This window comes from Nocardia sp. alder85J, from assembly GCF_020176955.2.
GTDB lineage: Bacteria > Actinomycetota > Actinomycetes > Mycobacteriales > Mycobacteriaceae > Nocardia.
The window spans coordinates 299,435-317,460 of record NZ_JAIUCZ020000005.1 but is presented as its reverse complement, the minus strand read 5'-3'; the positions used below and the strand labels follow the sequence as shown (position 1 = coordinate 317,460).

General features: G+C 69.9%; 10 protein-coding genes. 2 read left to right on the top strand and 8 right to left on the bottom strand.

Features of this window, described 5'->3' with window-relative positions; translation table 11 throughout:
* Positions 1-47 precede the first annotated feature (47 nt).
* From LBW94_RS21230 to LBW94_RS21205, 6 genes are all read right to left on the bottom strand, one after another.
* Positions 48-3,473, bottom strand: a complete 3,426-nt coding sequence (locus LBW94_RS21230) for a DUF4132 domain-containing protein (protein WP_225052658.1) — start codon at positions 3,471-3,473, stop codon at positions 48-50.
* Positions 3,474-3,875: 402 nt separating this feature from the next.
* Positions 3,876-7,208, bottom strand: a complete 3,333-nt coding sequence (locus LBW94_RS21225) for a DUF4132 domain-containing protein (protein ID WP_225052656.1) — start codon at positions 7,206-7,208, stop codon at positions 3,876-3,878.
* A 164-nt stretch (positions 7,209-7,372) separates the two neighbouring features.
* On the bottom strand, positions 7,373-8,590 hold the full coding sequence (speD, locus tag LBW94_RS21220) for an adenosylmethionine decarboxylase (RefSeq protein ID WP_225052654.1): 1,218 nt from the start codon (positions 8,588-8,590) through the stop codon (positions 7,373-7,375).
* Positions 8,591-8,598: 8 nt separating this feature from the next.
* Positions 8,599-9,732: a type III PLP-dependent enzyme gene (locus tag LBW94_RS21215; protein WP_225052652.1), complete on the bottom strand. Its 1,134-nt coding sequence runs from the start codon at positions 9,730-9,732 to the stop codon at positions 8,599-8,601.
* 241 nt (positions 9,733-9,973) lie between these two features.
* On the bottom strand, positions 9,974-12,481 hold the full coding sequence (locus LBW94_RS21210) for a DEAD/DEAH box helicase (RefSeq protein ID WP_225052650.1): 2,508 nt from the start codon (positions 12,479-12,481) through the stop codon (positions 9,974-9,976).
* A 63-nt stretch (positions 12,482-12,544) separates the two neighbouring features.
* Positions 12,545-13,492, bottom strand: coding sequence for a proteasome assembly chaperone family protein (locus LBW94_RS21205; RefSeq protein WP_225052648.1), 948 nt, complete (start codon positions 13,490-13,492; stop codon positions 12,545-12,547).
* 256 nt (positions 13,493-13,748) lie between these two features.
* Between LBW94_RS21205 and LBW94_RS21200 the strand changes: the two genes are divergently transcribed.
* Positions 13,749-14,471, top strand: a complete 723-nt coding sequence (locus tag LBW94_RS21200; protein WP_416276928.1) for a sensor domain-containing protein — start codon at positions 13,749-13,751, stop codon at positions 14,469-14,471.
* A gap of 208 nt (positions 14,472-14,679) precedes the next feature.
* Entirely contained in the window at positions 14,680-16,083 is a 1,404-nt protein-coding gene (locus tag LBW94_RS21195) for a DUF4192 domain-containing protein (protein ID WP_225052646.1), read from the top strand.
* Between the two features lie 15 nt (positions 16,084-16,098).
* Here LBW94_RS21195 and galE read toward each other — a convergent pair whose 3' ends face one another.
* Positions 16,099-17,085 carry a UDP-glucose 4-epimerase GalE gene (gene galE, locus LBW94_RS21190; RefSeq protein ID WP_225052644.1) on the bottom strand — a complete coding sequence of 329 codons (987 nt, stop codon included), beginning with the start codon at positions 17,083-17,085 and terminating at the stop codon, positions 16,099-16,101.
* 15 nt (positions 17,086-17,100) lie between these two features.
* Entirely contained in the window at positions 17,101-17,787 is a 687-nt protein-coding gene (locus LBW94_RS21185) for a metal-dependent transcriptional regulator (RefSeq protein WP_225052642.1), read from the bottom strand.
* Positions 17,788-18,026: the final 239 nt, after the last annotated feature.

Here is an 18,026-nt window from a genome sequence, read left to right as displayed (position 1 = left end):
GGACGAGCCGCGGTGCGGGTGGCGGGTGCCTTACCGGCCTGGTTCGATCAGTGGATCAGGTTTTCCAGATCGCGCAGCAACTCCGAGGCCGCGAGAGGGCGTAGATCGTCGAACGCGAGCCCGGTCGGATCCGGGTCGTAGCGGTGGCTCGGCTGTCCGGTCGTGATCAGCCGGATCCCCGTCAGCAGCTGTTCGTCGAACTCCAGGGCGGAGCCGGCGAGAATGCCCGGATCGAGGTCGATGACTGCGGTCCGCCCGTCGCCGAGATCCCGGAACATCGCGTCGCACACTCCGTTGTCGTCCGGGGCGCCACGTTCCCACCCGGCGGTGGTCAGGCTCAGCACCTTCGTGGTCGGCACCGTGAGGTCGTCGAACCGTTCCAGAGTGCGGCCGTATTCCTCCGAGGTGAGTGCGTAGGTCTGACGGTACAGCTGCGGAAACGGTTGCAGGATCTCGTAATCCGCGAAGAGTTCGGTCCAGGCGCCCAGGACGCCGGTCAGGTGCAGCGGATGCGCGATACCGATCAGCGCGTCGTCGGTGAGGACACAGATGTCGTCGGCGGTGTCGGCGAGGCTGCGGTCCTCCGCGATCCGGAAGGATCCGGTGACGGCGCCGGAGTCGTCGAAGGTGGCCCACACCAGGCGCCGGCTCAGGTGGCGCAGGAGCGGATGGTCGACGAACACCTGCCGATGGCGTGCCGCGGTCCAGCGGCGTCCGTCGACCATGGCTCGCTCCAGCCGCCGGATCTGATCGGCCGCAATGGTTTTCGCGTCCTTGCGGAGCGCCGAGAAGCGGCGGTGCGCCTCCGGGGCCAGGTCCGGGTCGTCCTTGACGCCGGGTTTCGGAAGCGGCTTGCGTGGCGTGCCGTCGGCATCGCGCACGAGGGGCCGCAATTGTTCGTCGAAACCGACGAGGAACGACCGCGGTCCGTAGTCCAGGCGCAGTGTGCCGTCGCCGTCCAGGCCGAGGTCGGGAACCAGCAGATCGGCGAGCTCATCGGCAGACATCTCGCGGTCCTCGGCGATCCGGTCGATGCGTTTCCGGGCCTCCGTCCGGAGTCCGGCGAACTTCACCTTCCCGGCGATGCTGTCGAGTTGCATCAGCGCGATCTCGCTGCCGATGGCGACCAGCGCGTCCAGCCCGGCCACCGCCCGGGTGTGCGCCTTCTCACCCGGCCAGGCACGGATGTAGAGGGTCAGGCGGCGTGCGGTGTCGTCGTCGCCGAGCAGCCCCAGGGCATGCAGCATCCAGGAGTGTTGTCTGGGAAAACCGGTCAGCTCCCACATCGTGAAGAGGCTCCAGGCGAATTCGGCCAGCGAATCCGGCTCGGCCAGTTCGATCAGCATCGGAACCCCGGCGTAGTCGCCGTCCGGTGAGCACAGCGCGAGCATGGTGCACACGGCCGTGACCGCCTCCGGCGGCAACGCGGAACCCGTGCCGCGCAGCACGATCGGCGCGAGGGCTGCCGGCGTCAGCCACTCGGGCAGCGCGGGCACGGTGGCGGGCAACAGCTGGAGCGGATCGGCGGCGAGTTCGGCCTCGATCGCGGCCCCGGCCAGGTCGCCGAAAGCCGTCGCGGCGGTGCGGATCTCGTCGCCGTGGCCACTCCCGTCCAGCGCACGGAGAACAGTCCAGGCCTGGGCGCGGTCCGTGCCCGGCTTGCCGAGCGCGGCGGGGATCACCTCGGGTAGACCGTCGCCGAGATGGCGTTCGAACCAATCGAGCGCCACCGCGCGGTGCCGCTTGGTACTCAGCCGGTGGGTCATCAGCGCTGTCACCTCGGCGCCGGACACCGGCAGCAGCAGTTCCGCCGGGACGAAATTCCTTGTCACCGCGGGGATCAGCCGGTCGGCCAGCGCATCGCCGAACCGGGCGATCACACGCCGGGTGAAGGCGCCGGAATCGCGGTCGTGGATGTGGTCGGCGGTGAGGGTGGCCAGATGGGGCGCCACCGCTGTCAGCGGTGCGTGCAGCAGCGGCCCGTGCCAGTAGAACGGGCCGGCATTCGGAGTGGCGATCGCGTGGGCGAGGTGGTCGGCCCAGTCGGCATCCCAGTGATGCCGGCCGATCGGTGTTGCGGCCCACCGCTCCTGCTCGCCGGGCTGCCAGCTCAACGTGGTGGGTCGCCCCGGAGCGGTGCAGGCGACCACCGCGGGAGTGGCCCGGGTGCGGTCCCGCTCCCACGGCGGCACGCGCAGCAGCTCCGGCAGTTCCGCCGGTGACGCGACCGGCAGCGCGGGGCCGACACCCGCACGCGGCGACGCGATGCCGAACTCCGCGGCCACGTCCGGCCGAACGGCGGTGATCAGGCGCCGGATCGGCTCGTACCCGCTGCGACCGTCGGTGAGTCGCAGTGCGCGCCGCGGGAACCGCAAGGCGGTCTCCGCGACGATGGTGCGCATGCCGGCGTCGCCGCCGTGCTCCAGGATCAGATCGAACGCGCGATCGGACGGCATCGGCGCCAGTAGCCCGAGCAGGGTGCGCCGGTCGTCGAATGTCGTGTAGCCCTCGAACGACCGCGCCAGGTATTCCGCGGCGGGCGGCCCGACGTGCGCCGCGACAGTCGACAGCATGTCGGCGTTCTCATGGACGCCGTATCCGAGCGACGGGAGCGCCGCCAGCTGTGTGGCCGTCGTCGCCGAGCACGCGTGCCAGAGCCAGTAGCCGTCATTGCTGCCCTGCGCCGGTGTCGGTGTCGACGACCGCAGATCGGCGTCGAGCCAATCCTGTTCGGTCGGAAGCAGATACGAGGTCGCCATCCGCATCGACAAGCTGCCCGGCTGCGAGCGCAAGCGTCGGAGGCATCCGACGGCCTCGACGTAGTCCGCGTCGGACGCTGCCGCCAGCCAGGCACGCAACCGCGGCAGGATGTACCCCATCGGATGGGTGTAGGGCTGGTGGGGTTCGTGCGGCTGTAGGTGGTACGCAATGGTTCTGTCGTGGTGGTGCGCGATCGGCTCCAGGCCCGCTGCCAGCACGCCGATCTCGGCGGCGCGGACCACCCCGTACGATTCGACCCAGGCGTCGGCGAGCTGGTTGCCCGATGCCGAATGGTTCTCCTCGAACGCTGTCGCCTGCATCGCGGTCACGCCGCTCGCCGCGACGCCGAGCGGGTCCGGATCCTCGGCACCGGCGAGAGCGGCACGTGCGGCGCGAGCCAGTTCTCGCTGTCCCGCTTCCGCGGTCAGGGCCAGCCCCTCGGCGAAACGGCTGTGCTCCTGCACCTTACGTAGCCATGCGTTCGGATTCTTGCCGGGCCGGACCGGCCGTACGGGTCCGCGGCCGCGGAAGGGGACGGTCCTGGCCCACCAGTGATCGGGCACCACCCAGGTGTCCTCGTCCGGGTGGTCGGTGTGGTGCGTGGTGGCGGTCATATCTCCCCCGAGCTGAGCCGATTTCGTCATTGGTCGTCGTGACTTTAACGCCGGCGACCGACAAGTTTCACCGATGGCGGTCCGGTACATCCGGAACATCGGGACAACCGAACGGAACTGAGCCCGTGACCGGCGTCTTCGATATTCGCTTGTGTGACAGCCCGATTCGAATCGATGCGGCGAAGCACCCGGCGAACCGCACACGGTCGATTCAGTGGACACGGCGAACCCCGGGGCGAATCGCGTGTAGTGGGCCGGGGCGGGCACCGCAACCTCGGTGCGAACTACCCGCGGTGGGTCCGCCCCGCCGATTTGCGCTTCCTGCCGACGGTGGCGGCGCCGCGACAATCCGTCCCAGCGGCACGACAGTGCCGACACCGGTTCGGCGCGGGGCGCCCCTGATGTCGACGCCGTGCTGCGCGCAGGGGCGCAGCACGATGCTCGCCCGATAGGCGTCGTGGTCCGATAGCCCGGCGCCTCGTGCGTCCGGGTCGAGTTCGGTCAGCCGATCAGATTCTCCAGGTCGCGCAGCAGTTCCGAGGCCGTGACAGGGCTCAGCTGGGCGAAGGTGGGGCCCGAACGGTCGTGCCCGGAGTGCCCTCGGCCGGTGGAGACGATCCGAATCGCCGTGAGCGTCTGTTCGTTCCACTCGAGCGCGTCACCCGCGATGATGCCGGGATTCAGATCGATCAGCACGGTCCGGCCGTTGCCGAGGTCTCGGTACATCTCGTCGATGATCCCGGCGTCCATCGGGGCGCCCCGCTCCCAGCCGTGGGCTGTCATGCCCAGCAGTTTCGCGGTCGCGACGGAGCGGCCGTGGAATCGGTCCAGCGTGTGGGCGCGTTCGTCGGCGCGGAGCGCGCAGGTCCGGCGCTCCAGTTGCGGAAAGGGTTGCAGGATTTCGTAATCGGCGAACACCTCGCCCCAGTCGCCCAGCGCGTCACCGAGGTGCAACGGGTGGGCGATGCCGATCAGCGCATCGTCGGCGAGCAGAGACGTGCCGTCGGTGGCGTCGGCGAGGCTGCGGTCCTCCGCGATCCGGAAGGATCCGGTGACGGCCCCGGACTCGTCGAAGGCGGCCCACACCAGTCGCCGGCTCAGGTGGCACATCAGGGGATGATCGACGAACACCTGCCGATGCCGTGCCGCGGTCCAGCGGCGTTCCTGGACCATGGCCCGTTCCAGTCGCCGGATCTGCTCGGCGGCAACGGTTTTCACGTCCTTGCGGAGGGCGCCGAGACGGCGGTGCGCCGCCGGGGCCAGCTCCGGGTCGTCCTTGGCACCGGGTTTCGGGAGCGTCTTGCGCGGTGCGCCGTCGGCGTCCCGGACAGTGGGCCGCAGCTGTTCGTCGAAGCCGACGACGAACGACCGGGGGCCGTAATCCAGGTGCAGGGTACCGTCCTTCGCGAGGCCCAGATCGGGGACCAGCAGATCGGCCAGTTCGTCGGCCGAGATCCCGCGGTCCTCGGCGATCCGGTCGATTCGTTTGCGGGCCTCCGTCCGCAGGCCCGCGAACTTCACCTTCTCGGCGATGGCGTTGAGCTGCATCAGCGCGAGGTCGCTGCCGATGGTGACCAGCGCGTCCAGCCCGGCGACCGCCCGGGTGTGCGCGCTCTCGCCCGGCCAGGCCCGGATGTAGGGGGTCAGCCGGCGGGCGGTGTCGTCGGTGCCGACCACGCCCAGCGCGTGCAGGATCCAGGATTGCTGGACGGGATATCCGGCCAGTTCCCACATCTGGAATGCGCTCCAGGCGAAGTCGGCCAGCGACTCGGGCTCGGCCGCCGCGAGCAGCCGGGCGATACCGGCGTAGTCGCCGTTCGGTGAGCACAGCGCGAGCATCGTGCAGACCGTGGCGACCGCCTCGGCGGGCAGTGCCGAACCGTTGTCGCGCAGGACGATCGGCGCCAGCGCGGCCGGAGCCAGCCAGGCGGGCGGTATCGGCAGCGCCGGGGGCAACAGCAGCAGCGGGTCGATGTCCAGTTCGGCGCTGATCGCCGCGGCCGCCTGCTCGCCGAATTGTGCTGCGGCGGTGCGGATGGCGTCGCGGTGGCCGCGTTCGTCCAGGGTGCGCAGCACGGCCGAGGCCGAGGTCCGGGCCCTACCCGGTTTACCGAGGGCGGCGGAGATCACCTCGGGCAGGCCGTCGCCGAGGTGGCGTTCGAACCACGCGAGCGCCACCTCGCGGTGCCGCTTGGAGTCGAGCCAGCGGATCATCAGTGCCGTGACCTCGGTGCCCGCCACCGGCAGCAGCAACTCGGTGGGTGCCAGTGCCTGGGTCGCGGCGCCCAGCAGCCGATCGGCGAGCAGGTCGCCGAAACGGCCGAGGACCCGCCGGGTGAAGACACCCGAACCGTAGTCGTACACATGCTGCGGCGTGATCACGTCGAGGTGCGGCACGACCGCCTCCACCGGCGCGTACAGCAGCGGGGTGTACCAGTGCCACCGGTTGGAGTTCGGATTGGCCACGGCGGCAGCGAGTTCCGAGGCCCAATCGCCGGTGCGGCGGATCGTCTCGATCGGGCTGTCGGCCCATTCCTGTTGCTCACCCGGCTGCCAGGCCATCGTGGTCGGCCGGGGTGTGGTCGTGCAGGGCACCACCGCCGGGGCAGGCCGGGCGCCCGCGCGCTCCCAGGGCGGCGTACGCAGCAACTCCGGTAGCTCCGCCGGGGTCGCGATGCCCCGCACCGGAGTACGACCGGCGGGTGCGGGCACGGTGACGCCGAATTCCGCGGCCACCTCCGGATATACGGCCGCGACCACGTCGCGCATCGGCTCCTGCCCGGTGCGGCCGACCGACATTCGCAGCGCGCGGCGCGGGAAGCGCAGTGCCGCATCGATCACCGTGGCCCGGGTGCCGGCCTCCGTCGCATGCTCGAGCATCAGGTCGAAGGCCCGATCGCAGGGCAGCCGGCCGAGGACGGCCAGCACCATGCGCCGATCGTCGGAGGACATGTAGGGCCGCAGCACGCGAGCCAGATAGTCGGCGGCCGCGGGGCCGACATGTGCTGCGGCGCTGTAGATGATGCCGGAGTTGTCGGTGAGCCAGCCCTGGGTCGCGGGCAGCGCCGCCAGCTGTGCGGCCGTCGTCGCCGAACACACGTGCCAGAGCCAGTTGGCGTCGTCGCTGCCGTAGGCCGGGTCCGGGCTCGCCGACCGCAGATCGGCATCGAGCCAATCCTGTTCGGTGGGAAGCAGATACGAGGTCGCCATCCGGATCGACAGGCTGCCCGGCTCGGCGCGCAGCCGGCCCAGCCGTTGGACGGCCTCGGCGTATTCCGCCTCCTCGGCCGCGGCCAGCCAGCCGCGCAGCCGTGCCAGGACGACGCGGATCGGCTGCCCGTAGGGACTCCGGTGCGCGTACGGCTGCACCCGGAACTTGACGCTGGTGTCGGTGCTCCAGATCAGGTTCAGGCCCGCGGCCAGGGCCCCGATCTCGGCGGCGCGGGCCGGGCCGTACAGCTCGACCCAGGCGTCCACGAGTTGCCTGCCCACGCCGTCGTCGCGCAGGCCGTTGCCCACGCCCAGCGCGAGCAGGCCGGCGGCCGCGGCGCCGAGCGGGTCCGGCTGGGCCTCCCCGACCCCGGCGGCGCGGGCCGCGGCCGCGAGCTCCGGCTGCCCGCCGTCCACCGTCAGCGTCAGCGAATCACCGAACCCGTTGTGCTCCTGCATCTTCCGCAACCACGCGCCGGCCCGCCGGCCCGGGCGGATCGGCCGCACCGGACCGCGGCCGCGGAACGGGGCCACCTTGGCCCACCACTGATCGGGCACCACCCAGGTGTCCTCGTCCGGGTGGTGCTGGTCGGTACCGCGGGCGGCGGTGAGGATGGCGGTCATATCTCCCCCGAGCTGGAGCCGGTGTCGTCGGTCGCCGTGACTCTAACGGCACCCGCCGACAGGTTGCGGCGGTGGCCGGTCCGGTACGCCCGGAACGCCGAAACGCCCGCCCGGAACCGATCCCGGGCGAGCGTCTCGACTATTCGATTGTGCGACAGGCCGATTCAGACCGACACGGCGGCACGCAACGCGTGCGGCTCGATCGCGCCGCGGATCAGGGCCCGCTCGTCGATCGTTTCCGCACGGTACGGCAGCTGCGACAGCTTGGCCGTCATCACGGCCACGGGGTCGGCGACGGGGTTGCCGGCGACACCGAACAGGAACGTCCACTCGTGCTCGTCGGACGCGTAGGGGACAACGGTGTCGAACAGCGTGGCGAAGCGGTGCCAGGAACGCTTCAGGGTCTCGTTGCGCCACATGGTCTGACAGCCGGCCTGCGCTGCCAGCACCCCGCCCTCGGACAGCAATGCCCTGCAGCGGGTGAGGAATTCGTCCTCGTACAGCCGGTTGTGCTGCGCGTCCTCGACCCGCTCGTCGGGCAGATCGATCACCACGACGTCGTAGCGCACGCCCTCGGATTCCGCCTGTGCCAGAAAATCCCAGCCGTCGGCGTAGTGCATCCGGATCGCGCCGTCACCGGCGACCGCCGCGGCCAGGTCGGCCTCGGTGTAGCCGTAGGGGAGATGCTTCGCGCACAGCTCCACCTCCAGCTGGTCGATGTCGACATGGTCCACCCGGGACGCGCCCGCGGCCATCGACATCTGGCTGGCGACACCCTCGCCGGAACCGATGATCAGCACGTTGTCCAGCTTCGCGGCCAGCGCGTAGGCCGGCACCAGCATGGCCTCGTGATAGGTCAGCTGGGACAGTTCGGTGGACTGGCGGTCGTCGTCGGAGAACAGCGACACGCCCTGCTCGGTCGTCGCGATCACCATGTGCTGGTACGGGGTGTTCGTGTCGACGATCACGTCGGACAGCTCCCACACCCGGGTCAGGCCCGCACCCACCGGCTCGTGGATCCGCCGGGCGGTGTGCCCGCGCTGCACCACCTCCATGTGGACGCTGCCGGGGGACAGCTCCTGCTGCAGCAGTTCGACCGCCTTGGTGGCGCCCGCACCGATGCTGCCGCAGGTGAAGACGTCCACGAAGATATCGCCCGACTCCGGATAGGTGTGGATCGAGGCGTGCGACTCCGACAGCAGCGCGAGCACCGTCACGCCCTGCGGGTCGAACTTCTTGTGGACGACTTCGCAGATGGTCACCCCGGCGGCGACCAACGATTTTCGGAGCGCTGCCTCGAGTCGCTCGAGATCATCGCAAAGAGCTGCGTCGACTCCACCGAACTCGGCCAGCACATGCCAACCGGTGAATTCTGCCGTCATGGGCAAACTCACTCTCGCTCAGCGCCGATGACACGGACGGTCAAAGGCGGAAAACCGTTGAAGGATACGGACGAATAGCTCGCCGTGTAGGCGCCGGTATCGAGGATCCGAACGGGATCACCGGCTCGCAACGTGGTCGGAAGGAGGACCCGCGTGCGTTGATAGAGTACATCATCTCCGTCGCAGGTCGGACCCGCTATCACGGCCTCGCCCCGCGAATCGCCGTCCCGATCGGTCTCGATCCGGTAGGCGATGTACTCGTTCTCGGTCTCGGCCATTCCGTTGTAGCGGCCGATGTCGAGGTATATCCAGCGCCGCCCGTCCGGCGCCTGTCGCACGTTCACGACCTCGGCGTGGATCACGCCGGCGTTGCCCACCAGGGCGCGGCCGGGTTCCACCACCAGATCGGTGTGCTCCGGGAGGTGGCGGGCCGCCGCGTCGGCGATCACCGCACCCAGCGCGGACAGCTCCGGCGCCGCCTCGACGTACGAAATCGGAAGTCCCCCACCGATGTTCACGGAAGTGACCGGAATGTCCTTGGCCGCCAGCGCCTCGACGACGGCGCCGGCCTGCTCGATGCCGATCCGCCATGCGGCCGGATCCAGCTGTTGCGAGCCCACGTGGAAGTACGGCCCGGCCACCCGCAGTCCGAGATCGCGGGCACGCACCAGCAGCCGCACCGCCTCACCGGGCGCGCAGCCGAATTTGGTGCCGAACGGGGTCTGTGATTGCGGGGCGGATGCCAGGAACCGGCACTCCACCTCGGAGCCGGGCGCGAGCTCGCCGATGCGTTCGAGATCACTTTCGGTGTCGAACGCGAATCGGCGCACACCCGCGGCGTACGCGGCCGCGATGTGGGCGGATTTCTTGATCGGATTGCCGTAGCAGAGGGTGCCCGGGTCGACGCCCAGGGCAATGCACTGGTCGATCTCGCCGATGCTGGCGACGTCGAATTCCGCGCCCCGCGCGGCCAGTAGGCGGATGATCTCCGGCATCGGAGATGCCTTGACCGCGAAACGAATTCGTGTGGGGTAGTCGTCCCCGAGTCCGCTCAGTGCGGACCGCAGCGCATCGAAGTTGTCGCGCACCCGGGCGAGATCGATGACGAGAAATGGCGACTCGGGCGCGTGTGAACCGAACAATCTAAGGGAACCCTCTTTCTTCCGGGCAGTCTCCCGCTACAGGCAGCGAGCGATGACACTATCAGTGAACAGCAGGTGAACACGAACCAGACAGCAGTCGACATGGGCGCACGACCACTCCGGAACCGGGCGCGCGCCGAGGCGCGCGGTGTTCAGAAAGCGGCGTGAGCACCGGGTTTTCGGCGGCGGATGACAGTGATGATGGGGTGCAGGACAGCCCGCACGTACACGTGGGGTGCGCTCATCCGGCAGTCACCGCCAGCTCGTCGAATACCACCTCGCCGGCGGCATCCGATTCGGCGAGATCGACCACGGCGTGCAGCGACCAACCATGGTCGCCGGCGGGGTCGTCGAGAACCTGGCGGACGTGCCAGAAACCGGGCCGCTGCTCCACCTGGAACAGCTGCGGGCCACGGGCGTCGGGTCCGGTGCCGATGCTGCCGTACTCGTCGTAGTAGGGAACCAGCGCGGTCTCCCAGTCGAGACCGTCGCCCAGCTCGTCGAGCGCATCCCAGCGCCGCAACGCCGCCAATTCCACGCGCCGGAACATAGCATTTCGCACGAGCACGCGAAAGGCCCGCTCGTTGGCTGTGATCGGGCGCACGGTCTCCGCACCGAACGCGAGCTGGTCCGAATCGCTCTCCGCGCCCGGGTTCGTCAGCTGCTCCCACTCGTTGAGCAGGCTGGAATCCACTTGGCGGACCAGTTCACCGAGCCACTCGGTGATGTCCTCGAGTTCCTCGGTGCGCGCGGACTCCGGGACGGTGCGCCGCAGGGCCCGGTAGGCGTCGGCGAGGTACCGCAGCACCAGCCCCTCGGAGCGGGCCAGGTCGTAACCGCTGACCAGTTCGGCGAAGGTCATCGAGCGCTCGACCATCTCGCGCACCACCGATTTCGGCGACGGGCTGAACTCCGACACCCAGGGATGGCCGCCACGGTAGGTCTCGAAGGCCGGTTCGATCAGTGCCGCAAGGGGTTTCGGCCAGGTGACGTCCTCGATGAGCTCCATGCGCTCGTCGTATTCGATGCCGTCGGCCTTCATCTCGGCGATGGCGGTACCACGCGCCTTGTGCTGCTGCGCGAGCAGCAACTGACGCGGATCCTCCAGCGTGGACTCGATGACCGACACCACATCCAGCGTATAGGTCACCGCATTCTTGTCGAGCAGTTCGAACACGGCCAGCGCGAAGGGGGACAGTGGCTGGTCCAGTGCGAAATCGCGTTGCAGATCGACGGTCAGGCGGGCGCGGCGGCCGAATTCGTCCGGCTCGTCGAGTTGCTGGACCACACCGGCATTGCGCAGCGCGCGGTACAACCGGATCGCCTTCAGGATGTGCTTGCGCTGCGCCGGACGCGGTTCGTGATTGTCCTCCAGCAGATGCCGCATCGCGTCGAAGCAGTTGCCCGGGCGCGAGATCACATTGAGCAGCATCGAATTGGTGACCCGGAACCGGGACACCATCGGCTCGGGCCGGGCCGCCACCAGCCGGTCGAAGGTCTCCTCCGACCAGGACACGAAGCCCTCGGGCGGTTTGCGTTTCTGGACCCGCTTCAGCTTCTTCGGATCGTCGCCGGCCTTCGCGACCAGCCGCGCGTTCTCCACCTCGTGCTCGGGCGCCTGCACCACCACGGTGCCCACCGTGTCGTATCCGGCGCGACCGGCCCGGCCGGAGATCTGGTGGAATTCCCGGGCCTTGAGCCGACGGGTGCGGACACCGTCGAATTTGGTCAGCCCGGTGAGCAGCACCGTCCGGATCGGCACGTTGATGCCGACCCCGAGGGTGTCGGTGCCGCACACCACCTTCAGCAACCCGTCTTGGGCCAATTTCTCGACCAGGCGGCGGTATTTCGGCAGCATGCCGGCATGGTGCACGCCGATGCCGTGCCGGATCAGCCGCGACAGCGTCTTGCCGAAGCCGCTGCTGAAGCGGAAGCTGCCGATGGCCTCGGCGATCGCGTCCTTCTCCGCCTTGCTGGCGAAATTGACGCTGGTCAGCGCCTGCGCTCGTTCCAGTGCGGCGGCCTGGGTGAAGTGCACCACGTACACCGGCGCCTGCGAGGTGGTGACCAGATCCTCGAGGGTTTCGGTGATCGGTGTGCGCGCGTAGGAGAACAGCAGCGGCACCGGCCGCTCGCTGCCGGCGACCACCGACGTGGACCGGCCGGTGCGGCGTTCGAGGTCGGTGGCGAAGAAGTCGACCTCGCCCAGCGTGGCCGACATCAGCAGGAACTGCGCGCCCGGCAGTTCGATCAGCGGAACCTGCCAGGCCCAGCCGCGATCCGGATCGGAGTAGTAGTGGAACTCGTCCATGATCACCTGGCCGACGGCGGCGTTCGCGCCCTCCCGCAACGCCAGGTTCGCCAGGATCTCGGCGGTGGCGCAGATGATCGGCGCGGTCGGATTCACCGCCGCGTCACCGGTCACCATGCCCACCCGATCGGCGCCGAACACCTCGCACAGGGCGAAGAACTTCTCGCTGACCAGCGCCTTGATCGGTGCGGTGTAGTAGCTGCGCTGACCGCGGTTGAGCGCAGCGAAGTGCGCGCCCACCGCCACCATCGACTTCCCGGATCCGGTGGGCGTGGCGAGGATCACGTTACCGCCGGTCATGAGCTCGAGGAGGGCTTCCTCCTGGGCAGGGTAGAGCGTCAGGCCCTGGCCGGCGGCCCATTCCGCGAACGTCTCGTACAGCCAGTCCGCGTCGACGTCGGAAACGGCGCGATCGGGGACGAGTTCGGACAGCTGCACCGGGCTATTCTGCCGGGCCGCCGATTCGGCCGGTACGCGGCCCCCTTCGCGGGTGTCCCGCTGTCAGTGGGTGTCCTCGGAACCGTCGCTGTCGCCGAAGCCGGACTGTTCGGCCAGGAAGCGCTCGAACTCGGCGCCGATCTCCTCGCCGGTGGGCAGATCGGCATCGCCGGCCAGCAGGCTGGACTGCCGTTCCTGCGCGGTGACGAAGCTGTCGTACTGCCGTTCCAGGGCGTGCACCACCGTTTCGACCTCGGCATTGCCGGCGATGTGCTCGTTGACCTGTTCGCGCACCCGGGCGCCGGCCTCGGTCAGGGCCGCCAGCGGCAGTTGCAGCTCACCGTTCTCGGCCACGTTCTCCAGCAGCGTCTGCGCGGCCTCCGGATAGGCGGTCTGCGCCAGGTAGTGCGGCACATGCACGGAGAAGCCGATCGACTCGTGGCCGTACTGGGCCATCCGGTACTCCAGCAGCGACGACGCGCTGCCGGGCACCTGCAACTCACCCGGCCAGCGCTGATGGTCGCCGATGAGATCGCGGTCGCTGGCGTGCGCGGTGACGCCGAGCGGGCGGGTGTGCGGGATCGCCATGGGAATCGCGCTCAGGCCGATGGTGCGGCGCACGCCGAGCTGTTCGGCCAGCAACCGCACGGCGGTCACGAACCGCTCCCAGCGCAGATCCGGCTCCAGGCCCGCCAGCAGCAGGAACGGGGTGCCGGCGGTGTCCTTCAACGCCCACAGGTTCAGCTCCGGCTCGGCGTAGTCGGAGAAATGATCGGTCTTGAACGTCATCAGCGGGCGTCGCGACCGGTAGTCGAGCAACTCGTCCACATCGAACGAGGCGACCAGTTCGGCCTCGAGGCTCTCACGCAGATGGGTGGTGGCCAGCCGGACCGCGTGACCCGCGTCGGTGAACCCTTCCAGCCCATGGACCAGCACCGGACCCGCACCGTCGTCGGACGACAGCTGCGGAGCGGGGAACTCCAGCTCGTACATTCGCGACTCGTTGTCCATCGCGTACTCCTTCCTGCGGGTCCAGTGCGCCCGGCGGGCGTCGCCACCGGATCGGGCTTCGATCCGACTGGGGCGGCGCCGGTCGTGGCGCGGTTCGCGGACCACCGTCATTGTCTCTCATGGTCTTCGGTCGCCGCGTCCGGTGGGGTGAACCCAGCATCGCTAGGACAACACGCGTGTAGGCCTCCGGCATTCCCGGGGTGGAATTCGGCGTGGCGGCGGTGGCCGGTCCCGGCGGTTCGGCATAGTGAACGCCGTGATGCTGCGGGAGGTGTCGCGCCGCAGGTGGGGCCGGGTGCCGGGCGTGATCGTGCTGGGCGTGCCGGTGCTGGGCGCGCTGGGTTCGGCGTGCGGGTCGACGGTGACCGGACATCCGGTCCCCGCATCCTCGGCGACCTCGGTGCAGCACGTCACCGGTGGTCTGACCGCGCTGCTGCCGCGGCCGGAGCGCTTCCCGCCGCACTACACGATCGTGGTGCTGCCGCCGGAGCAGGCGCGGCGGGCCGCAGGCGATCTGCGCGGCATACCGGCCGGGGCCGAGGTGGAGCCCGCCGCGTGCGCGGCGCCCGTCCCGGAATTCGACGCCGGCCGGGCCGCGATCGAGGTCGGCAGCGACGACGAAGCGCGGGTCACGGTCACCGTCGAGCTGGTGCGCACCGACGAGGCGCTGGCCCGGGTGCGCGAACGGACCGGGCGCTGCGCGCTGGTCCGGGTCCGGCAGGGACCCCTGACCACGACCGTCGTCAGCGTCCCGGAGCCGCTCCCGGGTGTGGCGGCCGACGACGCGTTCGCGCTGCGCCGCACGGTGACCGGAACCCGGGGCGGGGCGGGGCTCACACAGTCGATGCACACCCGGCTGGCGCAGATCGGTGATGTGCGGATCAACGTCACCTGCCTGACCTTCGGCGACGAACTGCCCGATACCGGCACGCTCGACCAGGTTTTCACCGCCGCCGTGGACGGTGTGCGGCACGGCTGAACACCGGCTGCCACCCCGCATCGCACCGGTTGCACGACCGTGCGGCCACAGGTGGCCCGACCACCGTATCAGCTGAGTCCGACACGAAAGTGCCTGCGGCGGCCTGGTTTCCGGCGCCCGCGCACAGCGCGGCACGTTGTCCCCAGGGCAGGGGAAGCCCCAGGTCGCCGGGAACACCGGGCAGCGCGGGCCGGGCAGGCTCTGTGGCATGACCGATCCCGCCGAATCCGCGCCCGCCGTCACGGCCCGATATGCCGTCGCCGAACCTGTCACCGCCGAACCTGCTACCGCCGAATGTGTCGCCACCGGCTGCGGCACAACCGAACACATCGACGCCGGGCATCGCGGCGCCGGGGAGCCGGCCACCCGTGATCTCGCCGCTGGGTATTCGGCGGTCCGGGGTCTCGCTGCCGGGTATCCCGCCGCCGGTGATATCGCCGCTGGGTACGTGGCCGGCGGTTCCGGTGGCCTGTGTGACGCGGAGCGGCCGCGCGCCCGCCGTGTCGAGTCTCGCGAATCCGGTTGCGCGCGCTGGGATCCGCCCGGTCTGCGCATCGACGAGCCGAGCGAGTTCATCGCCGCCGTCCCGGCGTTGCTGGGATTCGTGCCGGATCGGTCGCTGGTGGTGTGCCTGTTGCAGGAGGCCGAGGAGCGTCCCGGTTCGGTCTACCTCGGCGCGGTCGCACGGCACGATCTGCCGCCGGACCACCGCCTCGCGCAGGTCCGGATGGTCCGGCAGCTCGCGGCGATCTGCGCGCAGGAAGGAGCCTGTGGCGCTCTCGTATTGATCGTCGACGATCGGGAGGACACCGCGGGCCGCGATCGTGCGCGGGCCGGCGGCCACCTGATGCGGATGCTGGCCGGGGCGCTGCTGGCCGACGGCGTGGATCTGGCCGACGCCTGGATGGTCGGCGCGATCGGCGCCGGGCAGCCGTGGTGGAGTCTGCTCGATCCGGAAGTCACCGGGACGCAATCGGATCCGGCGGCCTCCCCGGTGGCGCTGGCGCAGGTCCTCGACGGCCGGCCGATCCGCGCGGGCCGCGCCGAACTGGCCGCGGTGGTCGCGGCCGATCCGGAGCGGGCGGCGGAGGTGGCCGGCGTACTGCCCGCGGCGGCGGAGGCCGCGGCCCGCGCCCGCTGCGCCGTCACCTTGCACGCGCATCGGCGCGCACTGCTCGAGCAGGTGCTGGATCGGGTCCGGGCCGTCGCCTCGGATGCGCCGGTACGACCGCGTGACATCGCGGAGCTGGCGGTGGCCTTGCGCGACACCGTGGTTCGCGATGTCCTGTTCGCGCTGCCGCTGACCGCGCACGCCCCCGCCGCGGAGACATTGTGGGCGCAGCTGTGCCGGGCACTGACGGGGCCGGATCGCGCCGAGGCGGCGACGCTGCTCGGTTACAGCGCCTACGCCCGCGGTGACGGCCCGGTCGCCGGGGTCGCCCTGGCCGCGGCGGCGGCCGCCGAGCCGCGGCACACGCTGGCCGCACTGCTGGAGACGGCGCTGCGGACCGGCATGCCGCCGCACGAGGTGCGGCGGCTGGCGCACAGTGGCATGGCCCGTGCCGCCACGCTCGGTGTGGATCTCGGGATCGATCCGAGGTGGCACGCGTGAGGCGGGCGGCCCGGACTAACCGCGCCGGGCGCTGTGCGCGCGGTCACCCAGCGATCGCAGGAAGGTCCAGGCGTCGGAGACGATCTCGGACAGATCGTTGTGCCGGGGCTGCCACCCGAGTTCCGCGACGGCACGCTCGCTGGAGGCGATCAGCACGCTCGGATCGCCGGCCCGCCGGGGTGCCTCGACCGCCGCGATGGGCCCGCCGGTGACCTCCTCACAGGCCGAGATCACTTGGCGCACCGAGAAACCGGTGCCGCTGCCGAGGTTGAAGATGCGGTGCTCACCGGGGCGCGACTGCGCGAGGGCCAGCAGATGAGCCTGTGCGAGATCGCGAATGTGGATGTAGTCGCGGACCGCGGTGCCGTCCGGGGTCGGGTAATCGGTCCCGAAGACCGAGATCGTCTCGCGGTGCCCGAGTGCGGTGTGCAGTACCAGCGGAATGAGATGTGTTTCCACCACCCGGTTCTCGCCGAGACCGCCGTAGGCGCCGGCGACGTTGAAATAGCGCAGGCTGGTCGCGGCCAGCCCGTGCGCGTTCGCATAGGAGGTGATGGCGTGATCGATGGCGAGCTTGGACGCACCATAGGGATTGGTCGGCCGGGGTGCGGCATTCTCGGGAATCGGCACCTGCTCCGGCTCGCCGTACACGGCGGCGGTGGAGGAGAACACCAGGCGCGGGGTTCCGGTGCGGCGGACGGCCTCCAGCAGGGCCAGCGTCTTCACGACATTGCCGTGCCAGTACTTCTCGGGCTGCTGCACGGATTCACCGACCAGCGATTGGGCCGCGAAGTGCAGGACGCCGTCGAAGGATTCGGATTCGATCAGGTCCACACCGGCGGTGGCGATATCGCCCTCGACGAATTTGGCGCCGGTGGGCACTCCGTCGGCATTACCGGTGGACAGATCGTCGACCACGACGACCTCGTGGCCGTCCTCGAGCAGAACCTGTGCGCACACTCCGCCGACATAGCCGGCGCCACCAGTCACCAGAAGTTTCATGCCTTCGATCTTGCCCTACACCAGCTTCACCTGGACGGCGTGCGCCATCTCGTCGGACAGTTCGAATTCCTGATGCCCCGGCAGCGAGATGATGACCGCGCCGGGCCGGACCTCCACGGTGACCCGCGCGTCCGGCACCACACCGGCCTCGCGGAGTTGGCCGATGATCTCCGGATCGGCCTGGATGTGCTCGGACAACCGGCGCACCACCACCGCGGAGGTCTGGCCCACCGGCAGATCCGACAGCCGGATCAGCTTCTCCTCACCGCTGGCGGGCGGGAGGACGCCGAGTTCGTCGAGGCCGGGGATGGGGTTGCCGTAGGGGGAGGTGGTGGGGTGGTTGAGCACTTCCAGCAGCCGGCGCTCGACCTCGTCGCTCATCACGTGCTCCCAGCGGCACGCCTCCGCGTGCACGTTCTGCCAGTCCAGGCCGATCACGTCGACGAGCAGTCGTTCGGCCAGCCGATGTTTGCGCATCACCGACACCGCCATCGCCCGGCCCTTGTCGGTCAGTTCCAGGTGCCGGTCGCCGGCGACCATCAGCAGGCCGTCACGTTCCATGCGGGCGACCGTCTGGCTCACCGTGGGTCCACTCTGTTCGAGGCGCTCGGCGATGCGCGCCCGCAACGGGACCACGCCCTCCTCCTCGAGGTCGTAGATGGTCCGGAGATACATCTCCGTGGTGTCGACCAGATCCTTCACGTATTACCCCTTCGTCGGCACGAATTCTACCCACGTGTGGTGGCGGTTCCGTACGCCAGCATAGGGCGCTCTTCCTGCGGAAACCTTTCCGAACACCGGGGCCGCGGCGTGCCCGCGCCGATTGTCCGGCGCGTCGCGCGCGCTGTATGTATTTCTACTGCATCGCAACCGGAAAGTGGGTTGCTTCCTTCCCCTGGTCAGCGTGGCGAACAGCACGTCGCGGGGGGTAACGGACATAT